Origin of the sequence: Lysobacter sp. 1R34A (assembly GCF_051217035.1) — a bacterium.
Lineage (GTDB): Bacteria > Pseudomonadota > Gammaproteobacteria > Xanthomonadales > Xanthomonadaceae > Lysobacter.
The window spans coordinates 1-17,476 of sequence record NZ_JBPKJP010000055.1; the positions used below are offsets into that span (position 1 = coordinate 1).

The following is a 17,476-nucleotide window of genomic DNA, read 5'->3' on the forward strand; positions in this document are numbered from 1 at the left end:
CTCGGCGACTGCGACGGCGGCCTCGCGCGTGGCCTGTTCGGCGGCGACCGCGGCTTCGCGCGAGTCGCGCATGCGTTGGCGCAGGCGTTCGCGCGTCGCCGCGTCGGTCACTTCGTGGTAGCCGCCGGCGTCGTCGACGCGGTAGTAAAGATCGCCGCGCACCGCCCAGCGCTGCGGCGCGGCGCCGCCGCCGAGTTCGGTGATGCGGGTTTCGCCGTCGCCGCCGCGGTCGATGGTCGAGACGGTGCGTGCCGGCGTGTCGGCGGCGGCGATCCGGTACGGGGCCAGGCCGAACAGCGCGATCGCCGCGGTCAGGCCGACGGCCAGCAGGCGGGAAGCAGGAGCGGCGTCTTGGAGCATGGTCAATCTCCTCTTGAGGATCAGATAGGTCGGCGAAGCGCTCGCGAGCCCGGCCTGCGGACGCGGCGCCACGCCCAGGCGCAACAGCAGCCGGCCGTAGTCCTGCGGGGCGTAACGCCGGCTGTCGAGCACGGCCGCATCGCAGGCGGCCTCGCGCGCGAGCGAGTACTCGCGCGCGACCAGGTGGGCGAGCGGATGAAAGAAGAACACCTGCTGCGCCAGTGCCGGCACCCAGCCCCACCACAGGTCGCGACGGCGCAGATGGGTCAGTTCGTGGTGCAGGGCCATGTCGAGTTCGCCCGCGCTCATCGAAGCGACTCCGTGCAGCGGCAACAGCACCACCGCAGGCCACGGGCCGAGCAGCTGCGGCGATTCGATCTCCGCCGACAGGCGCAGCTCGGGCAAGCGCAGCAAGCCGAGGCTGTCGCCGAGCCGGCGATAGGCCTGCGCCACCGGCGGCGGCACCTCGGCCGAGGAACGCGCGATGCGACCGCGCGAGTCGAGGAACGCGCGCAGGTTCAGGGTGAGCACGAGGCTGAGACCCAGCAGCCAGACCCCGGCCAGCAACGAGGACCACGACGGCCAGAATTCGAGCAGCGCGGCATCGGCTGGCGAGGCCGCTACGGCATCGACGCCGGCGATCGCGAACGGCAGCTGCGCCGACATCGGCAGCGCCGACGCCGACGCCGAGGCCGAGACCAGGGCCGACGGCGCTTCGGCGAACAGCCCGCCGAAGGCATCCGGCAGCAGCGGCAGCACCAGCGGCGTCGGCCACAGCACGCCGATCAGCAACTGCAGCGCCGCCAGCCACCACAGCCGGCAGCGCGTCGCGGCGCTCAGGCGCGGCAGGTAACGGCACAGCGCCCATACCGCGGCGACCAGCAGCAGGGATTGCAGGCTGGCCGCGGCCAGGCGCGGCAGCAGGGTGTCGACGACGAACGACAGACTCGTAAGCGGCGCGCCGACCAAGGCCTGGCTCATCTCAGCCCTCCTTGCGGCGCGACTGCAAGTCGGCGACCAGGCTTTCGAGTTCGGCGAGTTCCGCGTCGCTGACCTCGCTGCGCTCCGACATCCAGGCCACGAACGGCGACAGCGAGCCCTGCAGGGTGTTGGCGACGAACTTGCCGACCGCCGAACGCATCACGTCGTCGGGCGCGGTCGCACTGGCATAGCGGTATACGCCGCCGAGCTTGCGCCGGCGCAGATACGACTTCGCGCGCAGGCGCTCCATCATCGTCAGTACGGTCGAACGCGCCAGCCCGCGCGGTTCGCCGTAAGCGGCGGCGACTTCGCCGACCGTGGCGTTGGCGTTTTCGTCGATGTACTGCAGCAGCGCCAGTTCCTGGTCGCCGATGGACTTGCGGTTCATCGCGTTCCTTGTCGATGGTCGGCTGGCCTGTCGTGGCTCGCCTGTCATGGCTGGCCTGTCGCGGCGGCGCCGTGACTACATGTGTAGGCACGGTGGTTCTGACTACAGGCGTAGTCAAGGGTGTCGGAAGTCACGGCAGGCCGACCCCGGGCAAGCGCGCCGCAACCCGAGCGGGCTTCTGCGACGGCCATCGAGCTTCGGCCCGCGTCCGGGGCGGCCTGTAATAGTGTTCACGGCGCCGGCCGTGACAGCATTCGCGCATGCACTCGCACAGCCACCACCACGGTCCCAGCGGCACCCGCGCCTTCGCCGCGGTCACCCTGATCAACCTGGGTTACACCATCCTCGAAGCCGGCTATGGCTTCATGACCAATTCGCTGGCCCTGCTGTCGGACGCCCTGCACAACCTGGGCGACGTGCTCGGCCTGGGCCTGGCCTGGGGCGCGGCGGTGCTGGCGCGGCGCGCGCCGACCGCGCGCCACACCTACGGCTGGCGCCGCGCGACCCTGCTCTCGCCGCTGGCCAACGCCCTGCTCCTGGTCGGCTTTTCCGGCGCCTTGGGCTGGGAAGCGATCCGCCGCTTCAACGCACCGCCGGAGATTCCCGCGCTGCCGGTGATGCTGGTCGCGGCGCTCGGCATCGCGGTCAATCTCGGCGCAGCTTGGCTGGTGCGCGACGGCCACGAGCACGACCTCAACCGCCGCGGCGCCTTCCTGCACCTGATGGCCGACGCGGCGGTGTCGCTGGCCGCGGTCCTGGCCGGCGCCGGCATGTGGTTCACCGGCTGGGCCTGGCTCGACCCGGCGATCGCCCTGCTGATCGGCGCGGTGGTCGCGATCGGCGCCTTCGGCCTGCTGCGCGAGAGTTTCAACGCCGCGATGGACGCGGTGCCGCGCGGCGTCGACCGAGGCGAGGTCGAAAGCCTGCTGCGCGCGCAACCGGGCGTGGAGGCGATCCACCACCTGCACATCTGGTCGCTCGGCGCCGGAGAGATCGCCATGACCGCGCACATCGTGCGGCCCGACGACCACGACCACGACGTCTTCATCGACCGCCTCAACCGCGAGCTCGACCGGCGCTTCGGCATCAACCATCCGACCCTGCAGGTGGAGCATGGCCGCGCCTGCGAGCACGACCGCCACGATCGCGCGCCGCACGGTGCCGGCGGCCACGGCGAACACCACGGCCACGGCCACGGCCACGACAACGGCCACGGCGAACACCACGACCACGACCACGGCCACGGCCACGGCCACGGCGGGCATCATGGCCACGATCGCGGACTCGAGCCCGGACACAAGCACGAACCCGAGCGCTGCCACGGGCATCATCGGCACGCGCGCCGGCACGGTCACTCGCACGGCCACTGAGGCCCATGCTGCAGTGCAGCGAAGGCGCCATCGGTGCGCTCCACGGCGCGGGGATAACGAAAACTTCGCGTTTGCCGCGGCCGGAACCGTGACGCAGTGCGATCCCGCGCCGCACGCGATCGGCCGCCGATACCCGCAAAAACCGCCGAAACCGGCACCACGGCGGTCGGTCCCGGCGGCGGCGGCCGCGGCGCTCGGTCCGCAAAACCCGCCCGAGCCCATATAATCCCGCGATTACCGCCACAGGACCGGAGCCGGCGATGCTCAACGAGATTAAGAAAGACGCACAGAACCGCATGGCCAAGAGCGTCGAAGCCTTTCGCCACGACCTGACCAAGGTCCGCACCGGGCGCGCCTCCGCCGCGCTGGTCGATCACCTGAAAGTGAATTACCACGGTTCCGAAATGCCGCTGAACCAGGTCGCCAGCGTCTCCGTTTCCGATGCGCGCACCCTGACCATCAGCCCGTGGGAGAAGCAGATGGTCGGCGCGGTCGAGAAGGCGATCCTCGCCTCCGATCTCGGCCTGACCCCGAACACCGCCGGCACCGTGATCCGCATCAACCTGCCGGCGCTGACCGAAGAACGCCGCAAGGAACTGACCAAGGTCGTGCACAGCGAGAGCGAGAACGCGAAGGTCGCGATCCGCAACATCCGCCGCGACGCCAACAACCAGGCCAAGGAACTGCTGAAGGACAAGAAGATCACCGAGGACGAGCTGCGCCGCTACGAGGAGGACATCCAGAAAGTCACCGACAGCGCGATCAAGGACGTCGACGGCGTGGTCAAGGCCAAGGAACAGGAATTGATGGCGGTCTGACCGGACTCCGCCGTTCCCGGGCGGCGGTCCGAATCGATCGCCGCCCTTCCTGGACGATCGCGCACTGAACTTTCCGCCGATCGCACGGGTCAGCACTGGGTCCCGGACGGGATCCATCGTCGCCGGAACCCGCTTCCGGATGCCCTTCCCGCTTCCAAGGTCTATCCCATCGGCGCCATGCCCAACGAGCCCGCACCCACCGCGCCCGCACGCATCCCGCGCCACCTGGCCGTCATCATGGACGGCAACGGGCGCTGGGCCGAGCGTCGCCGCCGGCCGCGCATCATCGGCCACCGCGCCGGCGCGCGCACGGTCAACATCTGCATCGATTTCTGCATCGCTCGCGGCATCGAGGCGCTGACCCTGTTCGCGTTCTCCAGCGAGAACTGGGGCCGCCCCGAGGACGAAGTCGGCGCGCTGATGAAGCTGTTCCTCAACGCGCTGGAGCGCGAGGTCGAGGAACTGCACCGGCGCGGCGTACGCGTGCGCTTCATCGGCGAGCGCGAGCGTTTCTCGGACAAGATCCGCGAACGCATGGCCGCGGCCGAGCACCAGACCCGCGAAAACGACACCCTGCATCTGACCGTCGCGGCAAGCTACGGCGGGCGCTGGGACATCGCCCAGGCCACGCGTTCGCTGGCCGTCGACGTCGCCGCCGGCCGGCTGGCGCCGGACGAGATCGACGAGGTGCTGATCGCCTCGCGCCTGTCGCTGGCCGACCTGCCGGCGCCGGACCTGTTCATCCGCACCGGCGGCGACACCCGGATCAGCAACTTCCTGCTCTGGCAGCTGGCGTACACCGAATTGTGGTTCACCGATCTGCTGTGGCCGGAACTGGACGCGACGACCCTGCAACGCGCCCTCGACGACTACGGCAACCGCGAGCGCCGCTTCGGCCTGACCGGCTCGCAGCTCGCCGCCCTGTCCAACGAGACCGCTGCATGACCCGAACCCGCTTGCTCGCCGCGTTGGTAATGGCGCCTGTCGCGATCGCGGCGATCCTGCTGCTGTCGACGCCGTGGATGATCGCGCTGGCCGCGGTCCTGTTCCTCGCCGGGCTGTGGGAATGGTTCGATCTGGCCGAGATCGAAGACACCTTGTCGCGCACCGTGCTGCTGGTCGCGCATCTGGCCCTGATGGTCACCATCGTCTGGGCCTCGCGCACCGGCGGCTTCGGCGGCGTGCAGGCGCCGTCGATGGTGCTGTTCAAGCTGGCCTCGCTGATCGGCGTGATTTGGTGGCTGCTGGCCTTGCTGTGGCTGCAGCGCTACGAATTCGCCAGCAACCACGCGACCTATGCGCGGATGTTCAAGCTCGCCGCCGCGGCGCTGAGCGTGATCCCGGCCTGGTGCGCGCTGGCCTGGATCCATGCCGAAGGCGTCAACGGCCACTGGTGGCTGTTGACCGCGCTGGCCGTGGTCTGGGCCGCGGACACCGGCGCCTATTTCGCCGGGCGCAAGTTCGGCATGCTCAAGCTGGCCCCGCGGGTCAGCCCCAACAAGACCGTGGAAGGCCTGGTCGGCGGCGCCTTCGCCGGCGTCGCGGCCGGCGTCGGTTTCTCGTTGCTCGCCGGCGCGACCAAGGCGCAATTGCCATGGGTCGCGGCGGTCTCGCTGGCGGCGGTGCTGTTCTCGGTGGTCGGCGACCTGTTCGAGAGCCTGCTCAAGCGCCACGCCGGGGTCAAGGATTCGGGCCATCTGATCCCGGGCCACGGCGGCATCCTCGACCGCATCGACGGCGTACTCGCCGCGCTGCCGGTGTTCGCGCTCGGCAAGGCGATCTTCGGGTTCTGATGATGAGCGCGCGGGTCCGCCGGGTCACAGCAAATCCTCCCCGCCCTGCTTTTGCGAAGGGAGCAAAGGCCGAAGGTGCGGGTGAAGCCGCGCGGCCGGCCGGTCTTCTTCGTTCGCAGAGTCCCGCTGGCCCTTTCTTTTTAAGAGTCGGGAACCGAAGGGGAGCCGCTTCCGCCTCCCCGCACGCGACCGCATCCGGCTGTCCCTTCCACGCGAGCGCCCGCGCATGACCCCCTCCCGCAAGGTCGCCGTGCTCGGCGCCACCGGCTCGATCGGCACCTCGGCGCTCGACGTGATCGCGCGCCATCCCGAGGCGCTGCGCGCCAGCGTGCTCGCCGCCGGCGGCAAGGTCGAGGCTCTGCTGGCCCTGTGCGAACGGCACCGCCCCGAGCACGCGGTGATCGCCGACCCGTCCGGCTACGCCGCGCTGCGCGACGGCCTGCGCGAGCGCAATCTCGAAACCCAGGCCCATTGCGGCGACGAGGCCCTGGTCGAGCTGGTCGCCTCCGACGTCTGCGACACCGTGGTCGCGGCCATCGTCGGCGCCGCCGGCCTGTCCTCGACCCTGGCCGCGGCCCGCGCCGGCAAGCGCCTGCTGCTGGCCAACAAGGAATCGCTGGTGCTCGCCGGCGAGCTGCTGATGCACGCCGCGCACGAGGCCGGCGCCTGCATCGTGCCGATCGACAGCGAGCACAACGCCATCTTCCAGTGCCTGCCGCCGGCCGCGCCGGCGCAGTCGGGCGGCCTGTCCTATGCCCGCGCTCACGGCGGCCTCAAGCGCATCCTGCTGACCGCTTCGGGCGGGCCGTTCCGTGGCCGTACACGTTCCGAACTGACCGAGGTCACCCCGGAACAGGCCGTGGCCCACCCGAAATGGTCGATGGGGCCGAAGATCTCGGTCGACTCGGCCACGCTGATGAACAAAGGCCTGGAAGTCATCGAGGCCCACCACCTGTTCGGGGTCGAGGGCGCACGCATCGAGGTGCTGGTGCACCCGCAGAGCCTGGTCCATTCGCTGGTCGAATTCGTCGACGGCTCGACCCTGGCCCAGCTCGGCCTGCCGGACATGCGCACCGCGCTCGCGGTCGGTTTCGGCTGGCCGGAACGGATCGACTCGGGGGTCGGCGGACTCGACTTGCTGGCCCACGGCCGCCTCGATTTCGAGCCCCCGGACCTGGAGGCCTTCCCCTGCCTGCGCCTGGCCTTCGAGGCCCTGGCCGCCGGCGGCACCGCCCCGGCGGTCCTCAACGCCGCCAACGAAGTGGCCGTTTCAGCCTTTCTTCAGCGGCGAATCGGTTTCCTAGCGATACCCGCGCTGGTCGAGGACACACTCGCCGCGCTCCCGACCATCCCGGCCAGCTCCTTGGCGGTGCTGCGCGAGGCCGATGCCCTGGCCCGCCGCCACGCCGAACAAGCGATCGGCCACAGGGCCTGAATCATGGCGACCACGGCAGGACAGCGATGCGGAGGCAGCCATGAGTGAAGTCCTGGGTTCGTTGTGGTGGCTGATCGTGAGCCTCGGCGTGCTGGTCACGATCCACGAATTCGGCCATTTCTGGGTCGCGCGGCGCTGTGGCGTCAAGGTGCTGCGCTTCTCGATCGGCTTAGGCAAACCGCTGTGGCTGCGCAAGGGCCGCGACGGCACCGAATACGTCATCGCGCGCATCCCGCTCGGCGGCTACGTCAAGATGCTCGACGAGCGCGAGTACGAAATCAGCGAAGCGCTGGCCCCGCAGGCCTTCAACCGCAAGCCGGTGTGGCAGCGCATCGCCATCGTCGCGGCCGGGCCGGCCGCCAACCTGATCCTGTGCGTGATGCTGCTGTGGGGCATGTTCGTGATCGGCCGCCCCGACTTCGCTCCGGTCGTGGGCAACGCCACCGGCATCGCCGCCGAGGCCGGCCTGCGCCGCGGCGACACCTTGCTGCAGATCGGCGATCGCCCGACGCCGACCTGGAGCGAAGTGCACATGGCGCTGATTCCCTACGCGCTCGACCACCAGGACGTGGCGGTGCGGGTGCGCGCCGAAAACGGCGCCCCGGCGACGCGCGAACTGCGCCTGTCGCGGCTGCCGGCCAAGTTCGACGAGCGCCGTTCGATCGAAGTCATCGGCCTGAGCGGGCGCCACGAACTGCGCCCGCCGGTGGTCGGCCGCGTCGACCCGGGCAAGCCGGCCTGGGGCGTGCTCGCCGAAGGCGACCGCGTCACCGCGCTCGACGGCGACCCGGTCGACGATTGGGAGGACCTGGCCAAGGCGGTGACCCGCCTGGGCAAGCGCGGCGGCAGCGCGATGATCGAGGTCGCCCGCAACGGCGACCGCCTGGCCCTGGAAATCACCCCGGCCCGGCTCAAGAAGCCCGACGGCGAAGACTATTGGGGCCTGGGCCTGACCTCGGCCGCGGCGGCCCCGCCCAAGCGCGACGCGGTGCTGCGCTACGGCCCGATCGACGCGGTGCCCGCGGCGGTGCGCGAAGGCATGCACCAGACCGAGCAGTTGTTCGCCATGATTGGGCGCGCGTTCACCGGCCGGGTCTCGATCCAGAACACCGTCGCCGGCCCGGTCACCATCGGCCGCGCGGCCAACGCCTACGCCAGCAACGGTCCGGCGTGGTACCTGCAGCTGCTGGCGATGCTGTCGCTGAGCCTGGGAATCCTGAACCTGCTGCCGATCCCGATCTTGGACGGCGGACACCTGCTGTATTACCTTATCGAGCTGGTCAAAGGCAGTCCGGTCAGCGAACGCGTCATGGCGGCCGGGCATTTCGTGGGCCTGGCGTTGATCGCGAGCCTGATGGGCCTGGCGTTCTACAACGACATCTTGAACAACCTGGTGCGCTGATGCCGGCCTGACGCTCGAACGAACGCTTTGCCCTCACCCTGCCGCACTTTCGACCGATGCCCGCGATCGCCGGCATCCAATGCCCCAAACGGACGTAATGATGACGCGAACTCCTAATCGCCGCCTGCTCGCCCTCGCCCTTGCCACGGCAATGACCTCGGCCCCGGTGATTCCCGCGTTGGCGCAGTCGGCCGATCCGTTCGCCCTCGGCGCCAGCACGCCGAACACGCCGGCCCCGGGCTCGTTCACCGTCAGCGACATCCGCATCGACGGCCTGCAGCGCATCTCCGCCGGTACCGTCTTCACCTACCTGCCGGTCGAGCGCGGCGACACGATGGACTCGGCCAAGGCCGGCGACGCCATCCGCGCCCTGTACAAGACCGGCTTCTTCGAGGACGTGCGCCTGGACCGCCAGGGCAACATCCTCGTGGCCACCGTGACCGAGCGTCCGGCGATCAACAAGCTGACCCTCACCGGCAACAAGGACATCAAGAGCGAAGATCTGCTCAAGGGCCTGAAGGAAATCGGCCTGGCCGAAGGCGAGACCTTCGACCGCCTCGCCCTCGACAAGGTCACCCAGGATCTCAGCCGCCAGTACAACAACCGCGGCAAGTACAACGTCGAGATCACCCCGACCGTGACGCGCCTGGACCGCAACCGCGTCGACCTGACGATCGCCGTCAAGGAAGGCAAAGCCGCGAAGATCCGCCACATCAACCTGATCGGCAACGACAAGTTCGAGCAGAAGGACATCCTCGACGGCTGGGAATCGCGCGAGCACAACTGGCTCAGCTGGTACCGCCGCGACGACCAGTATTCGCGCGAGAAGCTTTCGGGCGACCTGGAAAAGCTCAACTCCTATTACCTCGACCGCGGCTACGTCGATTTCAGCATCGACTCGACCCAGGTCGCGATCAGCCCGGACCGCCAGGACATGTTCCTGACCGCCGGCCTCACCGAGGGCGACCAGTACAAGGTCTCCAGCGTGCAGGTCACCGGCGATACGATCCTGCCGAAGGAGCAGGTCGAGAAACTGGTCATCGTCAAGCCCGAGCAGATTTTCTCGCGCCGCCTGCTCGAGGTGAGCTCGGAAGCGATCACCGCCGCGCTCGGCAACGTCGGCTACGCCTTCGCCCAGGTCAACCCGATCCCGGACGTCAACCGCGAGAACAAGACCGTCGGCATCAACATGCAGGTGGTGCCGGGCCCGCGCGTCAACGTGCGCCGGGTGATCTTCCAGGGCAACACCCGCACCGGCGACGAAGTGCTGCGCCGCGAAATGCGCCAGTTCGAAGGCGCGTGGTATTCGCAGGCCGCGATCGACCGCTCCAAGATCCGCCTGCAGGGCCTGGGTTACTTCGAGAACGTCGACGTCGAGAGCAAGCCGGTGCCGGGCACCAACGACCAGGTCGACGTGGTCTACAACCTCAAGGAAACCACCTCGGGCAGCTTCGTGTTCGGCCTGGGCTATTCCCAGCTCGGCAAGCTGACCACCCAGGTGCAACTGTCGCAGAACAACTTCCTCGGCAGCGGCAACCGCGTGTCGGTGCAGGCGCAGCGCAGCTACTACCAGGAGCGCTACGACTTCTCCTACACCAACCCGTATTTCACCGACGACGGCGTCTCGCTGGGCTACAACGTGTCCTGGCGCGAGTTGGACTACTCCGACTTCAACACCGCCCAGTACTCGACCACCAGCGGCATCGGCCAGGTCGTGCTCGGCATTCCGCTGACCGAGACCGACTCGATCACCGGCATGCTCGGCATCGACAGCAACGAGATCCTGATCGGCCGCACGGTCACCCCGCCGAGCATCGTCGACTACCTCGACGCGCTCGGCCGCCGCACTTTCCACGCCTGGCGCGCCCAGGTCGGCTGGGGCCGCAACAGCCTCAACCATGCCCTGACGCCGACCGCCGGCACCCAGCAGCGCGTGTGGATCGAAGCGACCCTGCCGGGCTCGACGGTCGAGTACTACAAGATCAACTACAACTTCTCCAAGTTCTGGCCGCTCTCGCGCCACCTGGTGCTCAACACACGCACCGAACTCGGCTACGGCGACAGCTACGGCAAGGACGTCAGCCGGGTCATCGACCGCGACGGCCCGGACGGCCCGCTGCCGCCGGAAACCATCACCGCGACCGGCCTGCCGTTCTTCGAGAACTTCTACGCCGGCGGCGTGCGCTCGGTGCGCGGCTTCACCGACAACACGCTCGGCCCGCGCCAGGCCTCGCTCTCGGGCGGCAGCTACACCCAGCCGCTCGGCGGCGCGTTCAAGACCACCGGCTCGCTGGAAATGTATTTCCCGACCCTGCTCGACACCCCGGCAGCGCGCATCTCGGCCTTCGTCGACTTCGGCAGCGTCTACAAGAGCTACGACGACTTCGATGCCGGCGAGCTGCGCGCCTCGGCCGGCGTGGCGATGATGTGGCGCTCGCCGATGGGCCCGATCTCGATCAGCTACGCGTTCCCGTTCAAGAAGCAGGGCCCGACCTACAGCGCCGACGGCAAGACCCAGCTCGACCGCGGCGACGAACTCGAACGCCTGCAGTTCACCTTCGGCGGCACGTTCTGATCGCAGCCGCGACGAGCGCCTCCCGCATCGTGGACATGCCCCCTACCGGCCGCTACACCGCCCAGGTGCTGGCCGAGCGTTATGCGCTCGGCCTGCACGGCGACGGCGCCGCCGAAGTCGGCGGCGTCGGCACCCTGGCCAAGGCCGGCCCGGACCAGCTCGCCTTTCTCGCCAACCCGAAATACCGCGCGCAACTGGCGGCCAGCCAGGCCGGCATCGTGGTGATGCGCGAGGACGACGCCGTCGGTTACCCCGGCACCGCGCTGATCGCGCGCGATCCCTACTCCGCTTTCGCCAGAATCTCGGCCCTGTTCGAGCCGCGTCCGGTGCGCGAGCCCGGCATCCACGCCTCCGCGGCGATCGATGCCAGCGCCGAGGTCTCCGCTCAGGCCTACATCGGCCCCTTCGTCAGCATCGGCGCGCGCAGCCGCGTCGAGGCCGGCGCGATGATCGGCCCGGGCTGCGTGATCGGGGAGGACTGCGTGGTCGGCGCCGGCTGCGAACTGGTCGCGCGGGTGACCCTGGTGACCCGAGTGCGTCTCGGCCGGCGCGTGCTGATCCACCCCGGCGCGGTGCTCGGCGCCGATGGCTTCGGCCTGGCGATGGAAGCCGGCCGCTGGCTCAAGGTGCCGCAGCTCGGCGGCGTGTCGATCGGCGACGACTGCGAGATCGGCGCCAACACCACCATCGACCGCGGCGCGATCGAAGACACCGTGCTCGAGGAAGATGTCCGCCTCGACAACCAGATCCAGATCGGCCACAACGTCCACATCGGCGCCCACAGCGCCATGGCCGGCTGCTCGGCCGCGGCCGGCAGCGCCAGGATCGGCCGCTACTGCCTGATCGGCGGCGGCGCCGGCGTGCTCGGCCACCTGGAGGTCTGCGACAAGGTCGTGATCACCGCGATGAGCCTGGTCACCAGTTCGATCCGCGAACCCGGCGAGTACTCCTCGGGGACCCCGCTGATGGACAACCGCAGCTGGCGCAAGAACGCTGCGCGCTTCAAACAGCTCGACGCGATCGCGCGGCGCACCCCGCGCGGCCGCGAGGACGGCTGAGTCCGGCCGGCCCCGTCCGCGGTGCCACCATACGGCGCCGCTCCACCCCCAGGGAAAACTGCGGGACAATGTGACGGGCTGCACCGCAGCCAGCCAATCAACGATGGGGCCGCACCGGAACCGCGGATTCAACGCGCAGGACGCGCATAACGGACGAACCAAGAAGATGAGCCAGACCCTGCAACTCCCGCTCGACGTGACGGCGATCCAGAAACTGCTGCCGCACCGATACCCGTTCCTGCTGGTCGACCGCGTGGTCGAGTTCGAGGCGCACAAGCGCGTGCTCGCCTACAAGAACGTGAGTTGCAACGAGCCCTTCTTCAACGGTCATTTCCCCAACAACCCGGTGATGCCGGGCGTGCTCGTGATCGAAGCCCTGGCCCAGGTGGGCGGCATCCTGACCCAGCTGTCGCACGGCGGCGAAGCCGAAGGCCGGCTGTTCTACCTGGTCAAGATCGACGGCGCGCGGTTCTCGCGCATGGTCTCGCCGGGCGACAAGCTCGAGCTCGAGGTGACTCTCAAGCGCACTATCCGCAACATGGCGATGTACACCGGCATCGCCCGCGTCGACGGCCAGCAGGCCGCGTGCGCGGAGATCCTTTGCGCCGAGGTCAAGGAGTGACGCGATGAGCGCCACCAACCACACGATCCACCCCACCGCCTTCGTCGAGGCCGGCGCCCGGCTCGGCGACGGTGTCGTGGTCGGCCCGTTCTGCTACATCGGCGCCGACGTCGAAGTCGGCGACGGCACCGTGTTCGGCCCGCACTGCGTGGTCCATGGCCCGACCCGGATCGGCCGGGGCAACCGCTTCTACGCCCAGTGCGCGATCGGCGGCGATCCGCAGGACAAAAAGTTCGCCGGCGAGCGCACCGAGCTGGTCATCGGCGACGACAACGTGTTCCGCGAGTTCGTCACCGTCAATCGCGGCACCGGCAACGGCGGCGGCATCACCCGCATCGGCGACGGCAACTGGCTGCTGGCCTATACCCACGTCGCCCACGACTGCCGCATCGGCAACCAGTGCGTGTTCTCCAACAACTCGACCCTGGCCGGCCACGTCACCGTCGAAGACCAGGTGATCATGAGCGGCTTCGCCGGCGTGCATCAGTTCTGCCGGATCGGCGCGCACGCCTTCATCGGCATGGGCGCGCTGGTCAACGGCGACGTGCCGCCGTTCGTGATGGTCGCCCAGGACGGCTACGGCCGCCCGCGCGGCATCAACAGCGAAGGGCTCAAGCGCCGCGGCTTCGACGCCGAGCGCATCGGCGCGATCAAGCGCGCCTACCGCGCCCTGTACGTGTCCGGCGCCTCGCTCGAGGAAGCGCGCGGCAAGCTCGACGAGATCGCCGAGACCAGCGCCGACGTGCGCGCGCTGCTGGACTTCATCGGCAACGGCGACCGCCCGCTGCTGCGCTGAGACGCCGCAATGGCCGCGAAGGTCCAGCGCCTGCGCATCGGTCGCACTGTCGTCGCCTGCGACATCGACGGTGCGCCGCGCCAGGCCGAAGTCGCCGAGATCTTCATCGACGAGCGTCCGCTCGCGCACTGGCTCGGCCTGCCGCGCGATCTGAGCAACAGCGAGACCGACCTGGATCCCGCCCTGCCGCCGGCACTGGCCGAACGCGGCCGCGCCGTGTTCCTCGGCCTGCAGCCGGCGCACAACCAGCTCGGCTCGGGCCGGTTGGTGCTCTATCGCTGCCACTGCGGCAGCGACTACTGCGGGGTGATCTCTTGCACCCTGGAACTTGATGGCGATCACGTCGTTTGGCGGCAAGTGACCCGGGAGGACGATGATGGCCCCATGTCCGGGCCGGATTCGGGAGAGAATGTTCAGGAAGAGAATGCGGCGCAGTCCTCGTTCTCTCCCGCCGCTCCGCTGCGGTTCGTGTTCGATCGAACCCAGTACCGGCTCGAACTGGAGCGTCACTTCCAGGAACGTCACTCCCAAGAGCGCCTTCTCCCCCGATGAATGCCGCCGCGCCCGCCCCCGCTCCGATCGACGAAATCTTCCCCGCCCCGCCCCCGCCGCCGCCGCGTTTCGCCCTGATCGCCGGCGAAGCCTCCGGCGACCTGCTCGGCGCCGGGCTGATCGGGGAGCTCAAGCGCCGCCATCCCGGCGCCGAGTTCGTCGGCATCGGCGGCGAGCAGATGCGCGCGGCCGGCATGGACACCTGGTTCGACGCCAACGAATTGGCGGTGATGGGCTTGTCGGAGGTGCTCAAGCATCTGCCGCGCCTGCTGCGCCTGCGCCGCGACGTGCGCCAGCGCATCCTCGACTGGAAGCCCGACGCCTTCGTCGGCATCGACGCGCCCGACTTCAACCTCGGCGTCGAGCGCTGGCTCAAGCAACGCGGCGTGCGCACCGTGCACTACGTCAGCCCCTCGGTCTGGGCCTGGCGCGAGAAGCGCGCCGAGAAGATCGGCCGCAGCGCCGACCGGGTGCTGTGCCTGTTCCCGATGGAGCCGCCGATCTACGCCAGACACGAGGTCAACGCGCGCTTCGTCGGCCACCCGCTCGCCGACGAGATGCCCATCCACCCCGACCGGGACGAGGCGCGCATGAACCTCGGTCTCGACGACGAGGCGCCGGTGCTGGCGATGCTGCCGGGTTCGCGAGTCGGCGAGATCGAACGTCTGGCCGGCGATTTCCTCGGCGCCGCCGCGCTGGTGCTGGCCGCCGAGCCGCGCCTGAGCATCGTCGCGCCGATGGCCAACGCGCCCTCGCGCGCCGCCTTCGAGCGCATCCTCGCCGCCCATCCGGACGGCGAGCGCCTGCGCCGCGCCCTGCGCATCGTCGACCGCGGCGCGCGCACGGTCATGGTCGCCAGCGACGCGGTCCTGCTCGCCTCCGGCACCGCCACCCTGGAGGCGATGCTGGCCAAGCGGCCGATGGTGGTCGGCTACAAGGTCGCGCCGCTGACCTATGCGCTGGTCAAGCGCCTGGGCATGCTCAAGGTCGACCATTACGCCCTGCCCAACGTATTGGCCGGCGAAGCGGTCGTGCCCGAGCTGATGCAGCACGACTGCACCCCGGAGAATCTGGCCGGCGCCTGCCTGCGCTGGCTGCGCGACCCGCGGGCCGCCACCGCCCTGCTGCCGAAGTTCCAGCGCATCCACCTGGAACTCAAGCGCGACGCCTCGGCGCGCGCGGCCGATGCGGTGCTCGAGCTGATCGGCGAGAATGCGCCGGCATGAGTAACGCCGTGACCGCCGAATCGCTGGAGCTCGCCGACACCGCCATCGTCGCGGCGGAACCGGCGCGCGCGCGGGCCAAGCCGCGGTTGATCGCCGGGGTCGACGAAGCCGGCCGCGGCCCCCTGGCCGGGCCGGTCTCGGTGGCCGCGGTGATCCTCAACCCGCGCCGCCGCATCGATGGCCTGGACGATTCCAAGAAGCTCAGCGAGGCCCGCCGCGAGGCCTTGTACCCGCTGATCCTCGAGCGTGCCGTGGCCTGGCGCATCGAGTTCATCGAGGTCGAAGAAATCGACCGGATCAACATCTTCCAGGCCACCATGACCGGCATGCGCCGCGCGGTGCTCGGCCTGGCGCCGGTCGCCGACCTCGTCCGCATCGACGGCAACCACCTGCCGCAGGGCCTGCCCTGCCGCGGCGAGGCGCTGATCGGCGGCGACGCTACCGAGCCGGCGATCATGGCCGCCTCGATCCTGGCCAAGGTCGCGCGCGACCGGATGATGCGCAGCCTGCACGAGCGCTACCCGCAATACGGTTTCGACCAGCACAAGGGCTATTCGACCGCCGCCCACCTGGCCGCCCTGAGCGCGCACGGGCCCTGCCCGCACCACCGCCGCAGTTTCGCGCCGGTGCGCAGCGCCTACGAAAACCTGCCGCTGTTTTGAACGCCCCGGGCGCGAGCGCGAACCCCGCGACGCCGCCGGTATTCGCGCGCCTGCTCAGCGACCGCGCCCGCGCCGGCCTGGCCCCGGCGGTGCGCGACTTCCACCAACGCGGCCCGGCCCATTACCGCGGCGAAGCCGTGGTGCGCGGCGCCGGCCATCCGCTCGCGCGGCTGGTGCGCTGGTGGTTCGGTTTCCCGGTGCCGGGCGAGCGGGTGCGTGTGTCGCTGCGCATCGAAGAACGTGGCGGCCGCGAACACTGGCACCGCCGCTTCGGCGAACGCGATTTCTCCTCGTCGTTCGCGCCGAGCCCCGACGGCCGGTACCTGGCCGAACGATTCGGTGCGTTCCGCTTCCGTTTCGCCCTGCGTGCGGATGCGGGGCGATTGCACTGGGATTTCGCCGGCTGGGCGTTCGGCCCGCTGCCGATGCCGCGTGCGCTCGGCCCGCGCATCGAGTCCTGGGAAGCGCAAGACGACGACGGCCGTCTACGGTTTTTTTCGCAGGCCGATTTCCCGCTGCTGGGGCAGTTGATCTATTACGACGGCTGCGTGGAGCCGGTGTTGGCGGATTGACCTCGTTCGCCGGACGCGCTTTGACGTGGGCGAGGTCGCAGTCGACTCTGGCGTGCGGATCGTGCGAGCGGCGGCGTAGCGACGACGCTCGCGAAGTTTCGTGTCGCGGCTTGCGCCGCTCCTGCAAAGGCGAGTCCTCGCAACGCTGCGAATCCTGCCCCTGTAGGAGCGACGTAAGTCGCGGCCGCAGGACGCGTATGAATAACAAGGCCGTCGTCACCCGTCGAAGCGCCGTGCTTCCGCCAGGGGCAAGAAGCGGCGCAAGCCGCGACATCGCCGTGACGGTCTGACGGCGTTTCTTTGGATCAATATCAAGATCAAACCCAAAGCTTCCGCCACTAAAGCGGCGGGTTACTTTCTTTTGTCTAAAGCAACAAAAGAAAGGTAACCAAAGAAAAATGCTTCTCTTTGGGTCACAGGCCCGCGCGTTCGACGCATCCGCGGGGATTTTTCATACGGGACCTCCCTGTCCCGATGAAAAACGGCCCGCATCCCTGCGGGCCGCCCTTCGGGTCTTCCTTTGCCTTCGCGAGTGCCAGGCAGCGCACAGCAACCGCAACGGCAACAGCAAAACAACGATGTCGCTGCTCTTGGGTAGGAGCGGCGCGAGCCGCGACCGCGCAACCGCACGCCGCACCGCAACCTCATGCAATGTGAGAAACGCCGTGCATCGCAAAAAACAACTACGCCGAGACGTTCCCGCATCTCCGAGAACAACGCCGCAACCGTTAAAAACACGGTCGCGGCTCGCGCCGCTCCTACCCCTGAAGCAACGGCCCCGCCGAAAATCGACGGCACCGCCGAAGTTCCCGCCGCCGCGACCGCCGGTCGGCTGAACGCGGATCCCGTGCCACAGGTCACAACGA

16 protein-coding genes are annotated in these 17,476 nt (G+C 69.2%); 14 read left to right on the forward strand and 2 right to left on the reverse strand.

From position 1 onward, the window contains the following. Both ACSAMQ_RS13010 and ACSAMQ_RS13015 read right to left on the reverse strand, forming a co-directional pair. Nucleotides 1-1,341: M56 family metallopeptidase (locus ACSAMQ_RS13010; protein ID WP_435396053.1), on the reverse strand; the 1,341-nt coding region annotated here is incomplete at its 3' end. A 1-nt stretch (nt 1,342) separates the two neighbouring features. Next, the gene (locus tag ACSAMQ_RS13015) at nt 1,343-1,729 is read right to left on the reverse strand and encodes a BlaI/MecI/CopY family transcriptional regulator (RefSeq protein ID WP_435396054.1); all 387 of its coding nucleotides are present in this window, start codon (nt 1,727-1,729) and stop codon (nt 1,343-1,345) included. A gap of 260 nt (nt 1,730-1,989) precedes the next feature. Here ACSAMQ_RS13015 and ACSAMQ_RS13020 point away from each other — a divergent pair, with 260 nt between their 5' ends. From ACSAMQ_RS13020 to ACSAMQ_RS13085, 14 genes are all read left to right on the forward strand, one after another. Beyond that, the gene (locus ACSAMQ_RS13020; protein ID WP_435396055.1) at nt 1,990-3,099 is read left to right on the forward strand and encodes a cation diffusion facilitator family transporter; all 1,110 of its coding nucleotides are present in this window, start codon (nt 1,990-1,992) and stop codon (nt 3,097-3,099) included. 260 nt (nt 3,100-3,359) lie between these two features. Beyond that, the gene (gene frr, locus ACSAMQ_RS13025) at nt 3,360-3,917 is read left to right on the forward strand and encodes a ribosome recycling factor (protein ID WP_435396056.1); all 558 of its coding nucleotides are present in this window, start codon (nt 3,360-3,362) and stop codon (nt 3,915-3,917) included. Nucleotides 3,918-4,094: 177 nt separating this feature from the next. Beyond that, the gene (gene uppS, locus ACSAMQ_RS13030) at nt 4,095-4,862 is read left to right on the forward strand and encodes a polyprenyl diphosphate synthase (RefSeq protein ID WP_435396057.1); all 768 of its coding nucleotides are present in this window, start codon (nt 4,095-4,097) and stop codon (nt 4,860-4,862) included. Next, the gene (locus ACSAMQ_RS13035; protein ID WP_435396058.1) at nt 4,859-5,710 is read left to right on the forward strand and encodes a phosphatidate cytidylyltransferase; all 852 of its coding nucleotides are present in this window, start codon (nt 4,859-4,861) and stop codon (nt 5,708-5,710) included. Before uppS ends, ACSAMQ_RS13035 begins: the two co-directional genes overlap by 4 nt. Nucleotides 5,711-5,936: 226 nt before the next feature. Beyond that, nucleotides 5,937-7,145: a 1-deoxy-D-xylulose-5-phosphate reductoisomerase gene (locus ACSAMQ_RS13040; RefSeq protein WP_435396059.1), complete on the forward strand. Its 1,209-nt coding sequence runs from the start codon at nt 5,937-5,939 to the stop codon at nt 7,143-7,145. Between the two features lie 40 nt (nt 7,146-7,185). Further along, a complete protein-coding gene (rseP, locus tag ACSAMQ_RS13045) occupies nt 7,186-8,547 on the forward strand; it encodes an RIP metalloprotease RseP (protein WP_435396060.1) in 1,362 nt (453 codons plus the stop codon). 100 nt (nt 8,548-8,647) lie between these two features. Continuing rightward, nucleotides 8,648-11,122: an outer membrane protein assembly factor BamA gene (bamA, locus tag ACSAMQ_RS13050; protein WP_435396061.1), complete on the forward strand. Its 2,475-nt coding sequence runs from the start codon at nt 8,648-8,650 to the stop codon at nt 11,120-11,122. Between the two features lie 35 nt (nt 11,123-11,157). After that, complete coding sequence (gene lpxD, locus ACSAMQ_RS13055; RefSeq protein ID WP_435396062.1) at nt 11,158-12,180, forward strand: UDP-3-O-(3-hydroxymyristoyl)glucosamine N-acyltransferase; 1,023 nt, start codon at nt 11,158-11,160, stop codon at nt 12,178-12,180. 166 nt (nt 12,181-12,346) lie between these two features. Continuing rightward, a complete protein-coding gene (gene fabZ / locus ACSAMQ_RS13060) occupies nt 12,347-12,802 on the forward strand; it encodes a 3-hydroxyacyl-ACP dehydratase FabZ (RefSeq protein WP_031370423.1) in 456 nt (151 codons plus the stop codon). Between the two features lie 4 nt (nt 12,803-12,806). After that, the gene (lpxA, locus tag ACSAMQ_RS13065) at nt 12,807-13,598 is read left to right on the forward strand and encodes an acyl-ACP--UDP-N-acetylglucosamine O-acyltransferase (RefSeq protein ID WP_435396063.1); all 792 of its coding nucleotides are present in this window, start codon (nt 12,807-12,809) and stop codon (nt 13,596-13,598) included. A gap of 9 nt (nt 13,599-13,607) precedes the next feature. Beyond that, a complete protein-coding gene (locus ACSAMQ_RS13070; protein WP_435396064.1) occupies nt 13,608-14,150 on the forward strand; it encodes a hypothetical protein in 543 nt (180 codons plus the stop codon). Further along, nucleotides 14,147-15,376 carry a lipid-A-disaccharide synthase gene (gene lpxB, locus ACSAMQ_RS13075; RefSeq protein ID WP_435396065.1) on the forward strand — a complete coding sequence of 410 codons (1,230 nt, stop codon included), beginning with the start codon at nt 14,147-14,149 and terminating at the stop codon, nt 15,374-15,376. The genes ACSAMQ_RS13070 and lpxB overlap by 4 nt, the downstream gene beginning before the upstream one ends. Then, nucleotides 15,373-16,038 carry a ribonuclease HII gene (rnhB, locus tag ACSAMQ_RS13080; RefSeq protein WP_435396066.1) on the forward strand — a complete coding sequence of 222 codons (666 nt, stop codon included), beginning with the start codon at nt 15,373-15,375 and terminating at the stop codon, nt 16,036-16,038. Before lpxB ends, rnhB begins: the two co-directional genes overlap by 4 nt. Continuing rightward, nucleotides 16,035-16,610 carry a DUF4166 domain-containing protein gene (locus ACSAMQ_RS13085; RefSeq protein ID WP_435396067.1) on the forward strand — a complete coding sequence of 192 codons (576 nt, stop codon included), beginning with the start codon at nt 16,035-16,037 and terminating at the stop codon, nt 16,608-16,610. The genes rnhB and ACSAMQ_RS13085 overlap by 4 nt, the downstream gene beginning before the upstream one ends. The last annotated feature ends 866 nt before the right edge of the window (nt 16,611-17,476 follow it).

Excerpts from the sequence above, each read along its gene's own strand:
- uppS (WP_435396057.1), top strand. The coding sequence starts at position 4,095 with ATGCCCAACGAGCCCGCACCCACCGCGCCCGCACGCATCCCGCGCCAC.
- ACSAMQ_RS13015 (WP_435396054.1), bottom strand. The coding sequence starts at position 1,729 with ATGAACCGCAAGTCCATCGGCGACCAGGAACTGGCGCTGCTGCAGTAC.
- lpxB (WP_435396065.1), top strand. The coding sequence starts at position 14,147 with ATGAATGCCGCCGCGCCCGCCCCCGCTCCGATCGACGAAATCTTCCCC.
- fabZ (WP_031370423.1), top strand. The coding sequence starts at position 12,347 with ATGAGCCAGACCCTGCAACTCCCGCTCGACGTGACGGCGATCCAGAAA.
- ACSAMQ_RS13020 (WP_435396055.1), top strand. The coding sequence starts at position 1,990 with ATGCACTCGCACAGCCACCACCACGGTCCCAGCGGCACCCGCGCCTTC.
- frr (WP_435396056.1), top strand. The coding sequence starts at position 3,360 with ATGCTCAACGAGATTAAGAAAGACGCACAGAACCGCATGGCCAAGAGC.
- ACSAMQ_RS13035 (WP_435396058.1), top strand. The coding sequence starts at position 4,859 with ATGACCCGAACCCGCTTGCTCGCCGCGTTGGTAATGGCGCCTGTCGCG.
- ACSAMQ_RS13040 (WP_435396059.1), top strand. The coding sequence starts at position 5,937 with ATGACCCCCTCCCGCAAGGTCGCCGTGCTCGGCGCCACCGGCTCGATC.
- ACSAMQ_RS13070 (WP_435396064.1), top strand. The coding sequence starts at position 13,608 with ATGGCCGCGAAGGTCCAGCGCCTGCGCATCGGTCGCACTGTCGTCGCC.
- rseP (WP_435396060.1), top strand. The coding sequence starts at position 7,186 with ATGAGTGAAGTCCTGGGTTCGTTGTGGTGGCTGATCGTGAGCCTCGGC.
- rnhB (WP_435396066.1), top strand. The coding sequence starts at position 15,373 with ATGAGTAACGCCGTGACCGCCGAATCGCTGGAGCTCGCCGACACCGCC.
- bamA (WP_435396061.1), top strand. The coding sequence starts at position 8,648 with ATGACGCGAACTCCTAATCGCCGCCTGCTCGCCCTCGCCCTTGCCACG.
- lpxA (WP_435396063.1), top strand. The coding sequence starts at position 12,807 with ATGAGCGCCACCAACCACACGATCCACCCCACCGCCTTCGTCGAGGCC.
- lpxD (WP_435396062.1), top strand. The coding sequence starts at position 11,158 with ATGCCCCCTACCGGCCGCTACACCGCCCAGGTGCTGGCCGAGCGTTAT.